The organism is Lysinibacillus sp. 2017 (genome assembly GCF_003073375.1).
Lineage (GTDB): Bacteria > Bacillota > Bacilli > Bacillales_A > Planococcaceae > Solibacillus.
This window is the reverse complement of sequence record NZ_CP029002.1, coordinates 2,694,763-2,710,088: the sequence shown is the minus strand read 5'-3', so window position 1 is coordinate 2,710,088 and position 15,326 is coordinate 2,694,763. Positions and strand designations below refer to the sequence as shown.

Genomic DNA, 15,326 nt, shown 5'->3' with positions numbered 1-15,326 from the left:
AAAAAAATCAAACATTCGAAAGAATTAGCAGGAGGTAATTATATGCCACGCGTAAAAGGCGGAACAGTAACACGCGCTCGTCGCAAAAAAGTATTAAAATTAGCTAAAGGTTACTACGGTTCTAAACACACATTATACAAAGTAGCTAACCAAGCAGTAATGAAATCGGGTCAATATGCATACCGTGACCGTCGTCAAACAAAACGTAATTTCCGTCGTTTATGGATTACACGTATCAATGCAGCAGCACGTTTACACGGTTTATCTTATAGCCGTTTAATGCACGGTTTAAAATTAGCTGGTATCGAAGTTAACCGTAAAATGTTAGCTGACCTAGCTGTAACTGATACAGCAGCATTCGCACAATTAGCAGAAGCTGCTAAAACTGCACAAGCTAAATAATAATTAAATTCTTGAAAGATAGGATTTACTCTAAATTAGCTAATATGCTTTGATTTCTGCATCGAAAGCGTAAGCGACAGATGCAAAAACTGCACAAGCTAAATAATATTTAGTTTATAATAAAAAGACTGATAGGGAATCGCTCCTTATCAGTCTTTTTTTCAGATTAAGGGGGATAATAAATGGAATTAGCAGCACTTACATATGTCGGGATTATTTCACTTATTTTATGTATTTACATGTATATCGACAAAGAGCGTGCCAAAAAGAAAGAATGGCGTATTTCTGAAAAGACATTGTTAACATTAGGCTTATTCGGTGGAGCAATGGGTGGCGTATTGGGCATGTATTTATTTCGCCACAAAACAAAGCACAACAAATTTGCCTTTGGTTTTCCACTAATGGCAGCGATTCATATTTTTTTGCTCGTTCAGTTATTTTAAAAATATTGCGGAAGTAAGAACGGGTTGTATATAACAACCCGTCTTTTTCTTATAGTATAAAAAATAATAGCAGAAGTGCGATGATTAACGGATAAATTATTCGCTTTTGAACCCGTAATTTTGACGAAATCCACTCATCCTCTGAAGGCGTTATTAATTGAAAGAAGGAAGCTCTTTTTATCTCTTTTAAGATCGAATCAAAGGAAGTAAATAATCCTAAAATCGTAATAATAAGTACAACCACCTTTGCCCAGTTTGGTAAAATAATAAATAATCCTATACATAATAAAATCAGGCGTAGCGGTAAGGAGAAAAAGCTTGATTTTCTTAACAATGATTTATAAATAAGATTATCAATTCGATGATCACTTAACTTACGACGTTTTGCAAAAATGAAAATGGGCGGCCTTATTTTTGCTGGTAAATAATAACTCATTTCCATACTAAATTGAAAAATAATTTTCATCCATTTGTAAAACCCCTCATATTCCCACAAAACTTCTGTTACCCAATATCGATTGGAAAATATTTTTCTGAATAAAATAACTGCACTAATGATAAAAAGGATCAAATAAATGCCAAAATGAATGGAAAAGAAATTAAGTATTAAAAACGTATGAATTACTAATAGAATTGGTAATCGCACATACCAACTTTTATATAAGTAGTTCAATGAAACATGAATCATACTAAATATATTTAGCACTAAAATGATTTTCATAATATCAATAAATGTTAAATCTATTGAAAATAAGAAGGGAGTAGCAAATCCAAGTATTAATATAATTAAGAAGTTATAAAATCCAAATGAATATAGTACGGCAGTTCGTTTTAAATTTATCATTTTTTTCACATTCTGTTGAAAAAACAAAAGATCCGCTTCGTAAATAAAAAATCGAATAGTTGATTTTGAAACAAAAAAGCTAATAATTAAGAAAACGATTAGCAATATAGTGGGGTCGATTAAGACCGCATTATGGCCACGTGGTACGTGTCCATACTACTGTCTTTAATACCGCATGCAAGGCCCGCCAATACAAAGTATCGTACTTTTAACTTAGTTAAATGCGTCTGATAATGCCGCTTGCGCTATCGCGAGGCGGCGGGGATTGATCAAGTTTATCCTCTATTCTAAGTGAATTTTGAATCCTATTTCGTTATTGAAATGAAAGTGAATGCCATGGTTTCAGTTATGATGAACACTCTTTCATTTAAACTATTTTCACGTTTATAAAAGATACTTTATCGAATAAGCCTTATCTAAAACACCTTATTAGAAAAAAATTTTATTCCAAAATAGAGTGCCGCGAAGCGCAGGGGGCGACCCCTTGGGGATTAAGCGTGCGCGGAATATCCACTTGTTGCTTGCCGCCGTAGAGGCAAGTAACAAGTTAGATGGAGCCACGCCCCCAGGAAAGCGTCCCCCGAAGCGTAGCAGAACGGACTAGATTAAAAAGGAATCACTTTGAATCCTAAAATTATGTCATCCCCAACTTATGGTGATGAGCCACTTTAATACGTTCTTCTGTAAAAAAAGATTCGTTTTGTAAGCAAAATAAAAATGTGAATCAACATCTAGTCGATTCACATTACTCCAGCTTACTCCTTCATCAATTGCTCAATCGGATTTTTCCAATTGATTTTTGCGTTAGGGTAATTCATTAAAATCTCTTCTTGTAAATATAAGAAGTCTTCTTTCGTAAACCCTTGAAGTTTCATTGCATCATGGACGAAAACAAAAATACTGATTACTTCAAACGCATTATCTGTCGTGCCTAAATATTTTTCTCCTTCAAATAATGCTCCTTTATAAGTAACGAAAAAGTTTTTGCGAATATTTTTTACATCATCATAAAAATAATACTGTCCATTTTCATAGGCCTCATCGAGTTTACGCTTCGGGTCCGTTAAATAACGAATACCTTTATAAAATATGTAAATGATAAGGATGATGATGGCGATACGTAAAAGTAGAGCCATGTAACTTCCTCCTTGATTACGGTGTTTTCATGCTATACGATTAAGTAGCATAAAAAGATTCGTTTTTTTAGTAAAAGAGGGAAAAATTTATGGAATTCAAACAATTATTTGAAATGCAACGAGAACTTGATTACTTTATCGAACAAAACCAAAACGTCGACAAAGATGTTTTTGAAGAAAAGGGATTAGCATTATTAGTGGAGCTTGCAGAATTAGCAAATGAAACACGTTGCTTTAAATTTTGGTCAACGAAGGGTCCATCTGAACGTCCTATAATTTTAGAGGAATTTGTAGATTCGATTCACTTTATGCTGTCACTAGGGAATATGCGTGGTTATCTTTTAACAGAATGGCCAAATATGGAGCAAAGTGCCGATTTAACACAAGGCTTTATCAATACGACACAAGCGGTATTAGAATTTTTAAAACAACAGACAGAAGTGCATTACAAAGAAGTTTGGCGGCACTATAGCATTTTAGCCTACAACCTAGGATTTACCGTAGCGGATATTATCGAAGCATACAAATTGAAAAACGAAAAAAATTATGAGCGTCAACGCACAGGGTATTGACGAAATTATTTCACATTTCGAAATAATATCGCTATAATGGAATGGAGCAATTATTTAGGAGGCTATTACATGACAAAGCTTGATCCAACATTACAAATGTTCAAAGATTTAACAGATGCAAACGGAATTCCAGGGAACGAACGCGCTCCTCGTGAAGTGATGAGAAAATACATCGCGCCTTATGCAGATGAAGTAGAAATGGACAACTTAGGTAGCTTAATCGCGAAAAAAGTAGGCGATGAAAACGGTCCGAAAATTATGGTTGCCGGTCATTTAGATGAAGTTGGCTTCATGGTAACACGCATCGATGAAAAAGGTTTTGTATTCTTCCAAACTGTTGGTGGTTGGTGGAGCCAAGTAATGCTAGCACAACGCGTGACAATTACGACTCGTGCAGGCGAAGAAATTATTGGGGTAATCGGTTCAAAACCACCTCATATTTTACCAGCTGAGGTGCGTAACAAAGTTGTTGATGTAAAAGCAATGTTCGTTGATATCGGTGCAACTTCAAAAGAAGAAGCAATGGAGTGGGGCGTACGTCCTGGCGACATGATCACACCATACTTCGAATTCAACGTAATGAAAAATGAAAAACATTTATTAGCAAAAGCATGGGATAACCGTATTGGTTGTGCGATTGCAATCGATGTATTAAAAGCATTAAAAGACGAAAACCACCCGAACATCGTATATGGAGTTGGGAACGTACAAGAAGAAGTCGGCTTACGTGGTGCGAAAACTTCTACATTCAAAATACAACCAGATATCGGTTTCTCAGTTGACGTTGGTGTAGCAGGGGACACTCCAGGAGTAACACCTAAAGAATCAACTTCTAAAATGGGCGCAGGTCCACAAATTGTTGTTTATGATGCATCAATGGTATCTCACACAGGCTTACGTGAATTCGTACTAGATGTTGCAGAAGAAGCAGGCATCCCTTACCAATTCGAAGCTATTTCAGGTGGCGGTACTGATGCAGGTTCCATCCACATCACACAAAACGGTGTACCAGCACTAGCAATCTGTGTAGCAACACGTTACATTCACTCACATGCAGGTATCCTGCACCGTGATGACTACGACAATGCGGTGAAATTAATCGTTGAAGTTATCAAACGTTTAGACCGTGATGCAGTAAATAAAATTACATTTGAATAATTATTAATAAATTTCCAGAATTTGAGGTAGATTTGTTCTTTAAATAGAATGAATCTACCTTTTTTATTTACTATTTATACAAAAAAAGCGCATGATGAACAATAATTACAGTGCCATCATACGCATTTAAATTATTTTATTAAATGTAATTCTGCTAGCTTCACTGAAATGGATTCCATTAATTCTTTCGTCATTTTTGGTACAAAGCTTTCTAACACTGAATTAATCATCATACCCATCATACCGCCTGCGGAAAGATCTAAGCTTCCCTTAATTTCTGTTGAATCCCCGTCTTTTGCTTCTAATTTGAAATAACCGCTACCATTGAAATTATCCGATAATCCCTTAAGCTGGAACAACACATCAGTTGGTGCAGCTAGTTCTGACACGTTAACTTGTAGCTTAATTGTCTTCTTGGTAAATCCTAAGTCCGCTAAAAAAATCCATGTGAACTGAGAATCGCTCTGAACTTCATGTCCAATGTAACCAGGAACTAAAGGCGCCCAATTGTTATAGTCTTTTAAAAAATCCCATACAACCTCATTGTTTAAAGAAATTTCTACATTATGCAATGCTTGTGGCATTAATAATTCCTCCCTCTAGATCGCTTTATGAATGACTTTATTTTAGAGAATATTTCCATATTAAAGCCATTTCCCTTATTATCTAAAAAAATGAATGATAATTCAATATAAAACGTAAAAACTCTCAAATAAACATTAAAATTCTATATAAATCAATAATTAACTAATTACTTAATTGGAAAACACATGTATAAATATCGAATAATTTAAATAAATATAAAAATTCATAATAATTCGCTTGATTTAATATTTATGCATATGTATAATAAAGACAACATAAAGGTAACAGAGGTGTTTAAGACATGAAATTATTAGAAGAAGTGCAATTAAAGCCCGTAACAAGTCTTAAAGGAAAAGACTTACTTACGCTACTTGATTATACAAGTGAAGAAGTAACACAATTAATTCAATTAGCAACACAGCTAAAAATCATTACGAAAGCGGGCAAATGTCCACGTTTACTAGAAGGTAAAACGCTTGGCATGATTTTCGAAAAAAGCTCGACGCGTACACGTGTATCGTTTGAAGTGGGAATGCAACAACTAGGTGGTTACGGCATGTATATGAATGCACGTGATATGCAAATCGGACGTGGCGAACCTATTTCAGACACGGGGAAAGTATTATCAGGTTATCTGGACGGTATTATGATTCGTGCTAACTCACATGCAATGGTAGAAGAGCTTGCTGAAAATGCTTCCATTCCAGTCATTAACGGCTTAACAGATATCGATCATCCATGTCAGGCATTAGCAGACCTTGAAACAATCGCTGAAAACAAAGGTGAGTTAAAAGGATTAAAAATTGCATATGTTGGTGATGGAAACAATGTAGCACATGCATTAGTCGTTGCAGCAGCACATGTAGGAATGCATGTGACAGTTGCAACGCCAAAGGGCTATGAATGTGACGCAACAATTATCGAAAAAGCACAAATGATTGCTGAGGAGAACGGAAGCACGGTATTTGTGACGAATGATCCTGTAGAGGCTGTTCAAAACGCAGATGCGATTTATGCAGATGTGTGGACTTCAATGGGGCAAGAAGATGAAACAGCGCAACGCTTAAAGGATTTCGAAGGCTATCAAATTAACGATGCACTTGTTGCGCATGCAAAACCAGATTATTTGTTCCTGCACTGCTTACCAGCACACCGTGAAGAAGAGGTTGCTACATCTGTAATTGATGGACCAAATTCATATATTTTTGAGCAAGCAGAAAATCGTCTTCATGCACAAAAAGCAGTTTTAGTATCATTATTAGCGTAACATTTGGTAGATGTGCAAATTGCGGGTCGCAAGTCGTATCTACTCTTTCGTAACAATACAGTATTTGCAAGCAGGAAGGGCAAACAAGTACTGTAGTAGTTCCTTTGATGTCGGAACGGGAGACGCTGTGAACACATCAAATCGCTACAATGTGATGAACGTAGTCAAGATGGAGTACCTCATCACTACATAGAAAAAGCAATCCGGGAGACGCTGGATTGCTTTTTATTTTGCACTTTAATACGGTTTACCATCTAAAAACGTACCATTCCTGTAGTTTTCAAATTTCTCTAAAATTTCCTCGTTTGTATTCATTACGAATGGTCCACGTGCTACGACTGGCTCTTTAATAGGGAGCCCCGCAAAAATAACGAATTTTGATTTACCAGTTGCTTTGAAGTGAATTTCTTCATCTGTTTCAGGAATATCAAAATGAATAACATCGAATGGCTTAACCGCTTGTTGTTGGATTTCGACATCACCTTCTAGCACATATAAATAGCTATTGTATCCTGCGGGAATCGTGAATTCATTTTCATTGTTTTCAATTGTAATGGCTGCATACATAAAGGGTGTGAAATTCTTAAGTGGCGAATGAATGCCTTTTACTTCACCTGAGAACACTTCGATTTTTCCGCCTTCGATGTTAATTACGGGTACGTCTGCATGTTTTAAATCCTCATATTGTCCATCTACTTTTTTATGCTCTGATGATAAGTTAACCCAAAGTTGTAGTACACGAACATCTTCACCACGGTCTGGATTTTCGTTGTGAATAATGCCGCGACCAGCCGTCATAATTTGAAAATCGCCTTCTTCTAAGCGCCCCCCACCGCCCGTACGGCTATCATAATGCTCCAAGCTTCCTTCAAGTACATACGTAACGGTTTGAATCCCCGCGTGAGGGTGATCCGCAAATGTGTTATGTGCGAATTTATCATCCGCTAAAATTATAAATGGATCATTGTCCATTAAATCTAATGGTTGTAAGACGTAACGTAAATGACGGCCGTCCCCATTTTGTAGTGAAATTTGTTGGATTTTTTTGATTGCTAACATGATTATCTCCACCTTTGTGAATAATTTGTTACAAAATCAACACGTGTTGTATACTTGTACTATAGTATGTTTAGAAACGATTCGCAATTGACAACTAACCTAGCTTGTTGTCTAAGCAACAGAAATGCAAAATTGTTGGGAAAAGGGGTGTCTTATATGAGTAAAGCAATAGATCCACGTACGATTCGAACACGCAAATTAATTGTTAGCGCGTTTAATCAATTATTAGTTTCAAAAGGTTTTGAGCATATGACCGTGAAGGATATTACGGAATTAGCAACCATAAATCGTGCAACATTTTACGCGCATTTTATCGATAAGTACGCATTGCTTGAAGAGGTTTTGACCGAATTAATCGAGGACATTATGCAAGATAGTCTTACGGAATTGGGGGATAAGGAAGTTTCGGAACAGCTTGTTGTGCAGTTATTTTTAGGAATCGTGCGTATTCATGATCAAATGTTCTCAAATTGCCGAAGAGGCTACTCGGCTTTTACCCAAATGATTGATGACAAAGTAAAAGTGTATTTAGAAAGAAATATGGAGCTAAGGTTACCAGAAACGGCAAAATTACAGGCTGTATTATTTAGTTGGGGTTTGTATGGAAGTTATGTAGAGTGGGACAAGCAAAAGAGAGAACCTGCAGAAGCCTTCGCTAAAAATGCGGCCGCTCCGTTATTAATGCTGCTAAAATATCCACAAATGAATGAAACCCGATAGCTATAAAAGCTACCGGGTTTATTGAATCATTCATAATTTACAGCGTAATCGTTTGATTTAATCCATTTAAATTTCAGCTCGAATAATTTTAAGAAGAACAAGTTTAAAATAATAGGTAGAACGATAAATAATGTAACGGATAATGTAATTGATGTTGTATTCCAACCAACTAAATCAAGATATTTAAGTGGTCCAACGAATCCTCCAAGACCGAATCCTGCACTATATGGTGTCCCGACGATTTCAAAATAGCCACCAAGTGCGCCTAAAATCGCGGCAGTAATGATCATCGGAAATGCAATCGTCGGCTTCATGAAGAAGTTACGCATTTGAATTTTCGCAGAAACCACATGTGCAATCGCTGTCCCAAAATTATTCGCGCGGTAACTAGCAATACACATGCCGACACCTGAGGCACATACTCCTAAATTTGCAGTACCAGCTCCAATACCAGAAAGCATAATAACTGTAGCTACACCAATTGTTGAGATGGGCGAAATAATTAAAAGTGAGAAAATCACAGCAATAATTGCACCCATGAATACTGGTTGAAGTGCAGTTGCATACATAATCACTTCACCCACCCAGCCAGAAGCTGTTTTAACATAAGGTAGAATTGCTGCACCAACAAGACCTGGAACGAACATTGATAATGCGGGCATCCCGATTAATGTGAAGTCTTTTAAATGGTTGCCTAAAAATTGGACAAATAAAACAGCAAGTGCTGCTGTAATTCCTATATTAATAACTACACCAATACCCGCTAGTGTTAAAACACCTTCTTGCATCGTATAAACCCCACTGCCAATAAATGCGGCAAGTCCAACACTGCACGTTTGAATTGGTGTAAGCTTAAAGCAAATTCCTGTCATCACACCAATGACAACTGGTAACAAACTCATAGCAATAATTGATGTATCTAAAATAATTTGTAATTGAGGCACGTATGGAATAATGAGTTTTAAAATTTCTCCTACAAGTGCATTAGGAATTAAACAAACGACAATCCCCATGCTCATTCCGGTTAGTACATTGTTAATAAAATTTTTCATAAACTCATATCCCTTCTGAATCATGTTCTCTTAGTTGATGTTTTACAGTGTAAACCTTAAATAAAAAACTATCAATATAGAAAATTCTGAAAATTTAGAGTATTTGGACCTTATTTTTTATATTGATGAATTATGTAGAAAATTGATGAATTGACATAGAAAAAATGGTCATATTAATTTTATTGCAAAATTTGATAATAAAAAGCTGCCAAAAGGGGAATCGACTTTTGGCAGCCCTATTTAGTTCATGCAGAAAATTGAGTAGCTAGCTTTTGTGAAAAGTCATTGCGCTCTGATTCATTCGCAGCATTCCACCATTTTTCTAAAAACACACCAAGACCAGGCAGTAAATGTTCCTCTCCACGTGAAATTGCATCATTTACAATGTCCTGAAATTCATGTGCATCTGATCCAGTTACATTTGTTGTAATCGCTTGTCGAATTTGAAAGTCCATATCATTTCCTCCTTTTTGCTTACTATGTACAATAACGATGGAATTATGCATACGTTCTCATTATGGAATCACTTAATGTTTATGGTAGAATTAATAACTGAATATAAAGTGAAACTTCAATCTGTGGGATGTTTTGGTACCACGGATTGTTAGTTTAACCAATCGGGCTATTACGGGAGTTGATCTCGCACCTATGCTTCTTGATGTACTTAAGCCTTGAGGTGGGTGTATTACTTCCCGTTATTGCGAGGTAAATAAAGGACGGTAATTATGAAACGAATCGAATCAACACAAAATGCACTCGTTAAACATTGGAAAAAGCTTGCAACACAACGTAAAGAACGTGAAAAAACTGGGGAATATCTTGTAGAAGGTTTCCACTTAGTAGAAGAGGCACTAAAGCATAAAGACCAAATCGTACAAATGATTGTACGTGAAGGTGTTGATTTACCCATGCTCTGGCCAATAGACGAACTAGTCATTGTGTATGTTAATGATGCGGTGGCAAAAGAGATTGCTGAAACAGAAACTTCACAAGGTGTATTTGCACATTGTAAGCAACGTGTGGTTTCAGAAGATGAGAAGTATGATTGGCGCAAAGTATTATTGGTGGATGCTGTACAAGATCCAGGGAATATTGGAACAATGATTCGTACAGCAGATGCAGCTGGTATCGATGCAGTCGTTCTAGGTAAAGGCAGCGTGGATGCATTTAATCCGAAAACACTTCGCTCTGCACAAGGATCACATTTCCACATTCCAGTCGTACGTGGTGATTTAATGGAATGGATCGAAAACTTACAGCAAGATGGTGTTCGTGTTTACGGAACCTCTTTAGAAGAATCCATTTCATATAAAGCAGTCGAACCAAGTGAAGCATTTGCACTAATGGTAGGTAATGAAGGTAGTGGCATTAATCCACAACTTTTAGCGAAAACAGATCAAAACGTCATCATCCCTATTTTAGGTGGGGCAGAATCATTAAATGTAGCTGTAGCAACAGGCATTTTATTGTATGCATTTGTAAAATAGTTAAATTTATTAAGAGGGAGTGGGTTAGTAAATACTAACTAACTCCCTCTTTTTTTGGTAGTCAGGAAGTTATATATTTCCATAAATAACCACCAAATACAATAGGTGTCTAATTCAGATAAATCTAAAAAAACAAATTTAACTTTGTCATAGAAATGTCATTTTTATAAAGTGTTTTTCTAATTCTCGTTAGCGCACTTATTTACTACTTTTGAAGGCTTTATTCCGAATTGATAAGTGAATAGTGAAATTAAAAAGTAAGAAATAAGGTTTTTTTCCAAATTGATGTTTTGACACTTATTTGATGTTTAACTAAAATCAAAGAAGGTTAGATAAATAACTTAAGTGATGTGCATGAAAGATATATTAAACGTAATAATAGTTTCCTTGTTTAAAATACAAACAACATCTCTTGTGTATGTATTAAGGAAATCATTTAATTACTTTCTACTATATACACAGTGGAAAGTTTGTAAAATATATTTTATTTAATTGTACATGCACTAATTTAATTCTTTTATTTTAAGCTCTACTTTTAAAGCGCTTAAGAAAAATCTAACAAGCTCTATTTATTGGAAAGGAGTCCAACTATGAAAGCAAATATGAAGGGAACATTACTCTCTTTATTAGGTTTAGGTGCTGTTTTATTATCAGGATGTAGTGATAAATTAACAGTTCTAGATCCTAAAGGTCCTCAAGCACAAAGACAAGCAGATGACATTATGTTATCAATTTACATCATGGGTGCCATTGTACTTGTCGTATTAGCAATTATGGTATTTATGTTAGTGAAATACCGTGCTTCAAAACAAAGTACAGATTACGAGCCACCACATATCCATGGTCACTGGCTTGTAGAAACAATTATGATTGGTATTCCTGTCATTATTGTAATTGTCTTATCAGTAGTTTCTGTTAAAAGTAACTACATTGTTGAAAGTACTCCAGCAGGATATGAAGATCAGGAACCATTAGTAATTTACGCATCATCTTCTAACTGGAAATGGCATTTCAGCTATCCAGAACAAGGAATTGAAACAGTAAACTACGTAAACATTCCAGCAGGACGTGCAGTTGAATTTAAATTATATTCTTACGGTCCAATTACAAGTTTCTGGATTCCACAACTTGGTGGTCAAAAATATGCAATGTCAAACATGGTTACAACATTACATTTAGCTGCTGATAAACCAGGCGAATTCTGGGGACGTAACGCAAACTTCTCAGGTGAAGGTACAGCAAAAAATACATTTGATGTAACTGCTATGACACAAGAAGACTTTGAAGAGTGGATTACAGATGTTAATAATACAGCTGAACCGCTTACAGAAGATAAATTCAATGAATTATTAGTGCCAGGACATTTAGGTCGTTCTACTTACACAGGTACACACCTTGAGTTCTCACCAGCACCAAGCTATCATGAATCAGCTACTACTGGCGACGGCAAAGAAAACGAAGAGGATCACTCTTCACACAGTTCACACTAATTTAAAGTTAGAACTTTTGAAAGGAGTACTACTATGAAGGAATTTTTTGCACAGTTTGCGATCCCGAACCCAAGTATATTAATTTATATTGCAGGGGCTTCTATTGTACTTGGCGCAGTTGCTTTAGTAGCAATCGTTACGTACTTTAAATTGTGGGGCTACTTATGGCGTGAGTGGATCACTACTGTTGACCATAAAAAAATCGGTATCATGTATTTAATCACTGCGTTATTAATGTTATTCCGCGGCGGTGTTGATGCGATTATGATGCGTATGCAACTAGCTGTTCCAGATAACACATTCTTAGACGCACAGCATTACAATGAAGTATTTACAACACACGGGGTAGTCATGATCTTATTCATGGCAATGCCATTTATTACATTCTTCTTTAACTATTTAGTACCATTACAAATCGGGGCACGTGACGTTGCGTTCCCACGTTTAAACAACTTAGCGTTCTGGTTATTCTTCATGGGTATGGGTTTATTCAACCTATCATTCGTAATTGGTGGATCTCCAGATGCAGGATGGACTTCTTACTTCCCATTAGCAAGTAACGAGTTCAGTTCATCAGTTGGTACAAACTACTATATGATTTCGCTTCAAATTGCGGGTCTTGGTACGTTAATGACAGGTATTAACTTCATTACGACAATCTTTAAAATGCGTGCTCCAGGTATGACATTATTCAAAATGCCAATGTTCACTTGGTCAGCACTTATTGCAAACTTAATCATCGTATTCGCATTCCCAGTATTAACAGTAGCACTTGCAATGGGTACGATGGACCGTCTATTCGGTACACAATTCTTCACAATGGGTAACGGTGGTATGGACATGCTTTGGGCCAACCTGTTCTGGGTTTGGGGTCACCCTGAAGTTTATATCTTAATTTTACCGGCATTCGGTATTTACTCTGAGATTATCTCGACGTTTGCTCGTCGTAACTTATATGGCTATAACTCAATGGTTTGGTCAATGCTTGTAATTTCAGTATTCTCATTCGCTGTATGGACTCACCATTTCTTCACAATGGGTCAAGGCGCAATGACGAACTCAATCTTCTCTATTACAACAATGGCAATCGCAATCCCAACTGGGGTTAAGATTTTCAACTGGCTATTCACGCTTTACAAAGGGAAAATTGTTATGACAACACCAATGTTGTATACAATGCATTTCATTCCTTTATTCACACTTGGTGGTGTAACAGGGGTTATGCTTGCGATGTCAGCAGCAGACTACCAATACCACAACACAATGTTCTTAGTAGCCCACTTCCATAACGTAATCATCCCAGGTGTTGTTTACGCGATGTTAGCAGGTTTAACATTCTACTGGCCAAAAATGTTTGGCTTCATGCTTAACGAACGTATCGGTAAAGCAACAGTTTGGGTAATGTCTACTGGTTTCGTACTTTCATTCATTCCAATGTATATCACTGGTTTAGATGGTCAAGCACGTCGTATGTACACTTATTCAGAATCAACAGGATTCAGCGTATTAAACATGGTAGCGTTCATCGGTGCTGGTATTATGGCTGTTTCATTCTTAATGATCGTTTGGAACATTTGGTATAGTTTCAAAAACTCACCACGTGATATTGGTAGTGATCCTTGGGATGCTCGTGGTCTTGAGTGGTCAACACATACACCAGTTCCACATTACAACTTTGCTATTACTCCAGATGTTACTGATGCAACATCAGAAGCTTTCTGGGATTCTAAGAAAAATGGCGTGCAGTTATTCAAAGGCAAAATTGAAGACATTCATATGCCAAATAACTCAGGTCAAACATTTATTCTTTCAGTATTCATCTTCATCGCAGGTTTCGCATTAGTATTCAGCATGTTTACAGTTGCGATTATTGCGGGTATCGGCGTATTTGCTTGTATGGCTTACCGTTCGTTAGAAGATGACCACGGTTACCACATTCATGCACACGAAGTAGAAGAAGACGAAAAAAATTATGCTAAAAAAGGAGGTGCGAAATAATGAGTAAAGTAAATAACAACGTTCCATTAGAGTATTCTACTGAGGAAAACAGTCTTAAAATCTTTGGTTTCTGGACATTCCTAGGTGCGGAGATTATGTTATTCGGTACATTATTCGCATCGTACTTTACACTATCAGGTCGTACAGGTAGCGGCCCAACTGGTGCAGAAATTTTTGAAATCACTCCAGTATTAATGGAGACTTTCATCCTTTTAACATCAAGTTTTACAATTGGTTTAGCCATTCATGCGATGCGTTTAGGTAGTAAAAAAGCGACATTATCATTCTTGGCTGTAACATTACTTTTAGGTGCTGGATTCTTAACTTATGAAGTATTAGAATTCATTCACTATGTACACATCGGTGCTGGCATTACAGTGAGTGCCTTCACATCGACTCTATTAACAACTCTAGGAACGCATGGTGCTCACGTAACATTCGGTTTCTTATGGGGTGTATCAATCTTCATCCAAATTGCTAAACGTGGTTTAAATGCTACTACAGCAGGTAAAACGTTCATATTCTCTTTATACTGGCACTTCTTAGATGTTGTTTGGATCTTCATCTTCAGTTTCATTTACTTGAAAGGAATGATGTAAATTATGGCTAAGTTCTTTCCTATAGGCCAAGTAATGGGCTTTATATTCTCATTAGTTCTTACTGTAATTGCAATGCTTGTGTACTTTACAGACATGTCATTTAGTACAGGAATGATCGTTCTTTTAGTTACAGCATTCATCCAAGCAGGTCTACAATTCGTTGTATTCATGCACTCTGGTGAAACAGAAGATAAATGGGGTATTTACTCAAACATTCTTTACGGTCTTGGTTTAGTAATCGTTACAATTCTTGGTACATTATTAATCCTACGCTGGGATATGTAATTCCAAGTAATTGTTCTTCTAGTTGAAAATAATGAAAAAATAGATTAGACTAGTTGAAGAATAACTTACTAAATGCTTTGACCGGGAAGAGTAATTATGACGTATTTGTTTTAGGGAGTAGAAGCCTTGACTGAAAGCTTCTATACAAATTGCATAATGAAGTTCACCCTGCGAGCAGCATCCGGGAGCCAAGAGTGGTGAAAGGATTGCCGGCTAGAGATAGTCGTTA

The 15,326-nt window shown here is 36.5% G+C and carries 17 protein-coding genes and 1 other annotated feature (1 of these 18 running past the window's edge); of the genes, 11 read left to right on the top strand and 6 right to left on the bottom strand.

What is annotated here, in order from left to right:
• Positions 1-42: 42 nt before the first annotated feature.
• Positions 43-402, top strand: coding sequence for a 50S ribosomal protein L20 (rplT, locus tag DCE79_RS13215; protein ID WP_108713504.1), 360 nt, complete (start codon positions 43-45; stop codon positions 400-402).
• Positions 403-584: 182 nt separating this feature from the next.
• On the top strand, positions 585-845 hold the full coding sequence (locus DCE79_RS13210) for a DUF1294 domain-containing protein (protein ID WP_108713503.1): 261 nt from the start codon (positions 585-587) through the stop codon (positions 843-845).
• Positions 846-894: 49 nt separating this feature from the next.
• On the opposite strand, the gene DCE79_RS13205 is transcribed toward DCE79_RS13210, so the two are convergent.
• Together DCE79_RS13205 and DCE79_RS13200 are read right to left on the bottom strand one after the other, a co-directional pair.
• Entirely contained in the window at positions 895-1,794 is a 900-nt protein-coding gene (locus tag DCE79_RS13205) for an ABC transporter permease (protein ID WP_159083107.1), read from the bottom strand.
• 650 nt (positions 1,795-2,444) lie between these two features.
• A complete protein-coding gene (locus tag DCE79_RS13200; protein ID WP_108713501.1) occupies positions 2,445-2,825 on the bottom strand; it encodes a sigma-w pathway protein ysdB in 381 nt (126 codons plus the stop codon).
• An 89-nt stretch (positions 2,826-2,914) separates the two neighbouring features.
• Here DCE79_RS13200 and DCE79_RS13195 point away from each other — a divergent pair, with 89 nt between their 5' ends.
• Both DCE79_RS13195 and DCE79_RS13190 read left to right on the top strand, forming a co-directional pair.
• Positions 2,915-3,397 carry a dUTP diphosphatase gene (locus DCE79_RS13195; protein ID WP_108713500.1) on the top strand — a complete coding sequence of 161 codons (483 nt, stop codon included), beginning with the start codon at positions 2,915-2,917 and terminating at the stop codon, positions 3,395-3,397.
• 69 nt (positions 3,398-3,466) lie between these two features.
• Complete coding sequence (locus DCE79_RS13190) at positions 3,467-4,555, top strand: M42 family metallopeptidase (RefSeq protein ID WP_108713499.1); 1,089 nt, start codon at positions 3,467-3,469, stop codon at positions 4,553-4,555.
• A gap of 131 nt (positions 4,556-4,686) precedes the next feature.
• Here DCE79_RS13190 and DCE79_RS13185 read toward each other — a convergent pair whose 3' ends face one another.
• A complete protein-coding gene (locus tag DCE79_RS13185) occupies positions 4,687-5,139 on the bottom strand; it encodes an SRPBCC family protein (protein ID WP_108713498.1) in 453 nt (150 codons plus the stop codon).
• A gap of 302 nt (positions 5,140-5,441) precedes the next feature.
• Between DCE79_RS13185 and argF the strand changes: the two genes are divergently transcribed.
• Positions 5,442-6,407 carry an ornithine carbamoyltransferase gene (gene argF, locus DCE79_RS13180; protein WP_108713497.1) on the top strand — a complete coding sequence of 322 codons (966 nt, stop codon included), beginning with the start codon at positions 5,442-5,444 and terminating at the stop codon, positions 6,405-6,407.
• A gap of 237 nt (positions 6,408-6,644) precedes the next feature.
• Here argF and DCE79_RS13175 read toward each other — a convergent pair whose 3' ends face one another.
• Entirely contained in the window at positions 6,645-7,466 is an 822-nt protein-coding gene (locus DCE79_RS13175) for a pirin family protein (protein ID WP_108713496.1), read from the bottom strand.
• Positions 7,467-7,622: 156 nt separating this feature from the next.
• On the opposite strand from DCE79_RS13175, the gene DCE79_RS13170 reads away from it, so the two are divergent.
• The gene (locus tag DCE79_RS13170) at positions 7,623-8,186 is read left to right on the top strand and encodes a TetR family transcriptional regulator (RefSeq protein WP_159083106.1); all 564 of its coding nucleotides are present in this window, start codon (positions 7,623-7,625) and stop codon (positions 8,184-8,186) included.
• A gap of 26 nt (positions 8,187-8,212) precedes the next feature.
• Here the strand turns inward: DCE79_RS13170 and DCE79_RS13165 are convergent, their stop codons facing one another.
• Positions 8,213-9,238 carry a PTS sugar transporter subunit IIC gene (locus DCE79_RS13165; RefSeq protein ID WP_108713494.1) on the bottom strand — a complete coding sequence of 342 codons (1,026 nt, stop codon included), beginning with the start codon at positions 9,236-9,238 and terminating at the stop codon, positions 8,213-8,215.
• Positions 9,239-9,483: 245 nt separating this feature from the next.
• Positions 9,484-9,693, bottom strand: a complete 210-nt coding sequence (gene sspI / locus DCE79_RS13160; RefSeq protein ID WP_108713493.1) for a small acid-soluble spore protein SspI — start codon at positions 9,691-9,693, stop codon at positions 9,484-9,486.
• Positions 9,694-9,963: 270 nt separating this feature from the next.
• Between sspI and DCE79_RS13155 the strand changes: the two genes are divergently transcribed.
• The 5 genes from DCE79_RS13155 to qoxD all read left to right on the top strand — a co-directional run bounded on the left by DCE79_RS13155 (position 9,964) and on the right by qoxD (position 15,097).
• A complete protein-coding gene (locus tag DCE79_RS13155; protein ID WP_108713492.1) occupies positions 9,964-10,725 on the top strand; it encodes a TrmH family RNA methyltransferase in 762 nt (253 codons plus the stop codon).
• A 590-nt stretch (positions 10,726-11,315) separates the two neighbouring features.
• Positions 11,316-12,215: a cytochrome aa3 quinol oxidase subunit II gene (gene qoxA, locus DCE79_RS13150; RefSeq protein WP_108713491.1), complete on the top strand. Its 900-nt coding sequence runs from the start codon at positions 11,316-11,318 to the stop codon at positions 12,213-12,215.
• 33 nt (positions 12,216-12,248) lie between these two features.
• On the top strand, positions 12,249-14,213 hold the full coding sequence (qoxB, locus tag DCE79_RS13145; protein ID WP_108713490.1) for a cytochrome aa3 quinol oxidase subunit I: 1,965 nt from the start codon (positions 12,249-12,251) through the stop codon (positions 14,211-14,213).
• Entirely contained in the window at positions 14,213-14,812 is a 600-nt protein-coding gene (locus DCE79_RS13140) for a cytochrome c oxidase subunit 3 (RefSeq protein WP_108713489.1), read from the top strand. The genes qoxB and DCE79_RS13140 overlap by 1 nt, the downstream gene beginning before the upstream one ends.
• Positions 14,813-14,815: 3 nt before the next feature.
• Complete coding sequence (gene qoxD, locus DCE79_RS13135) at positions 14,816-15,097, top strand: cytochrome aa3 quinol oxidase subunit IV (RefSeq protein ID WP_108713488.1); 282 nt, start codon at positions 14,816-14,818, stop codon at positions 15,095-15,097.
• A gap of 68 nt (positions 15,098-15,165) precedes the next feature.
• Positions 15,166-15,326 (top strand) — a binding site (T-box leader) (it continues 73 nt past the right edge of the window).

Excerpts from the sequence above, each read along its gene's own strand:
- rplT (WP_108713504.1), top strand. The coding sequence starts at position 43 with ATGCCACGCGTAAAAGGCGGAACAGTAACACGCGCTCGTCGCAAAAAA.
- DCE79_RS13210 (WP_108713503.1), top strand. The coding sequence starts at position 585 with ATGGAATTAGCAGCACTTACATATGTCGGGATTATTTCACTTATTTTA.
- DCE79_RS13200 (WP_108713501.1), bottom strand. The coding sequence starts at position 2,825 with ATGGCTCTACTTTTACGTATCGCCATCATCATCCTTATCATTTACATA.
- DCE79_RS13195 (WP_108713500.1), top strand. The coding sequence starts at position 2,915 with ATGGAATTCAAACAATTATTTGAAATGCAACGAGAACTTGATTACTTT.
- DCE79_RS13190 (WP_108713499.1), top strand. The coding sequence starts at position 3,467 with ATGACAAAGCTTGATCCAACATTACAAATGTTCAAAGATTTAACAGAT.
- DCE79_RS13185 (WP_108713498.1), bottom strand. The coding sequence starts at position 5,139 with ATGCCACAAGCATTGCATAATGTAGAAATTTCTTTAAACAATGAGGTT.
- argF (WP_108713497.1), top strand. The coding sequence starts at position 5,442 with ATGAAATTATTAGAAGAAGTGCAATTAAAGCCCGTAACAAGTCTTAAA.
- DCE79_RS13175 (WP_108713496.1), bottom strand. The coding sequence starts at position 7,466 with ATGTTAGCAATCAAAAAAATCCAACAAATTTCACTACAAAATGGGGAC.
- DCE79_RS13170 (WP_159083106.1), top strand. The coding sequence starts at position 7,623 with ATGAGTAAAGCAATAGATCCACGTACGATTCGAACACGCAAATTAATT.
- DCE79_RS13165 (WP_108713494.1), bottom strand. The coding sequence starts at position 9,238 with ATGAAAAATTTTATTAACAATGTACTAACCGGAATGAGCATGGGGATT.
- sspI (WP_108713493.1), bottom strand. The coding sequence starts at position 9,693 with ATGGACTTTCAAATTCGACAAGCGATTACAACAAATGTAACTGGATCA.
- DCE79_RS13155 (WP_108713492.1), top strand. The coding sequence starts at position 9,964 with ATGAAACGAATCGAATCAACACAAAATGCACTCGTTAAACATTGGAAA.
- qoxA (WP_108713491.1), top strand. The coding sequence starts at position 11,316 with ATGAAAGCAAATATGAAGGGAACATTACTCTCTTTATTAGGTTTAGGT.
- qoxB (WP_108713490.1), top strand. The coding sequence starts at position 12,249 with ATGAAGGAATTTTTTGCACAGTTTGCGATCCCGAACCCAAGTATATTA.
- DCE79_RS13140 (WP_108713489.1), top strand. The coding sequence starts at position 14,213 with ATGAGTAAAGTAAATAACAACGTTCCATTAGAGTATTCTACTGAGGAA.
- qoxD (WP_108713488.1), top strand. The coding sequence starts at position 14,816 with ATGGCTAAGTTCTTTCCTATAGGCCAAGTAATGGGCTTTATATTCTCA.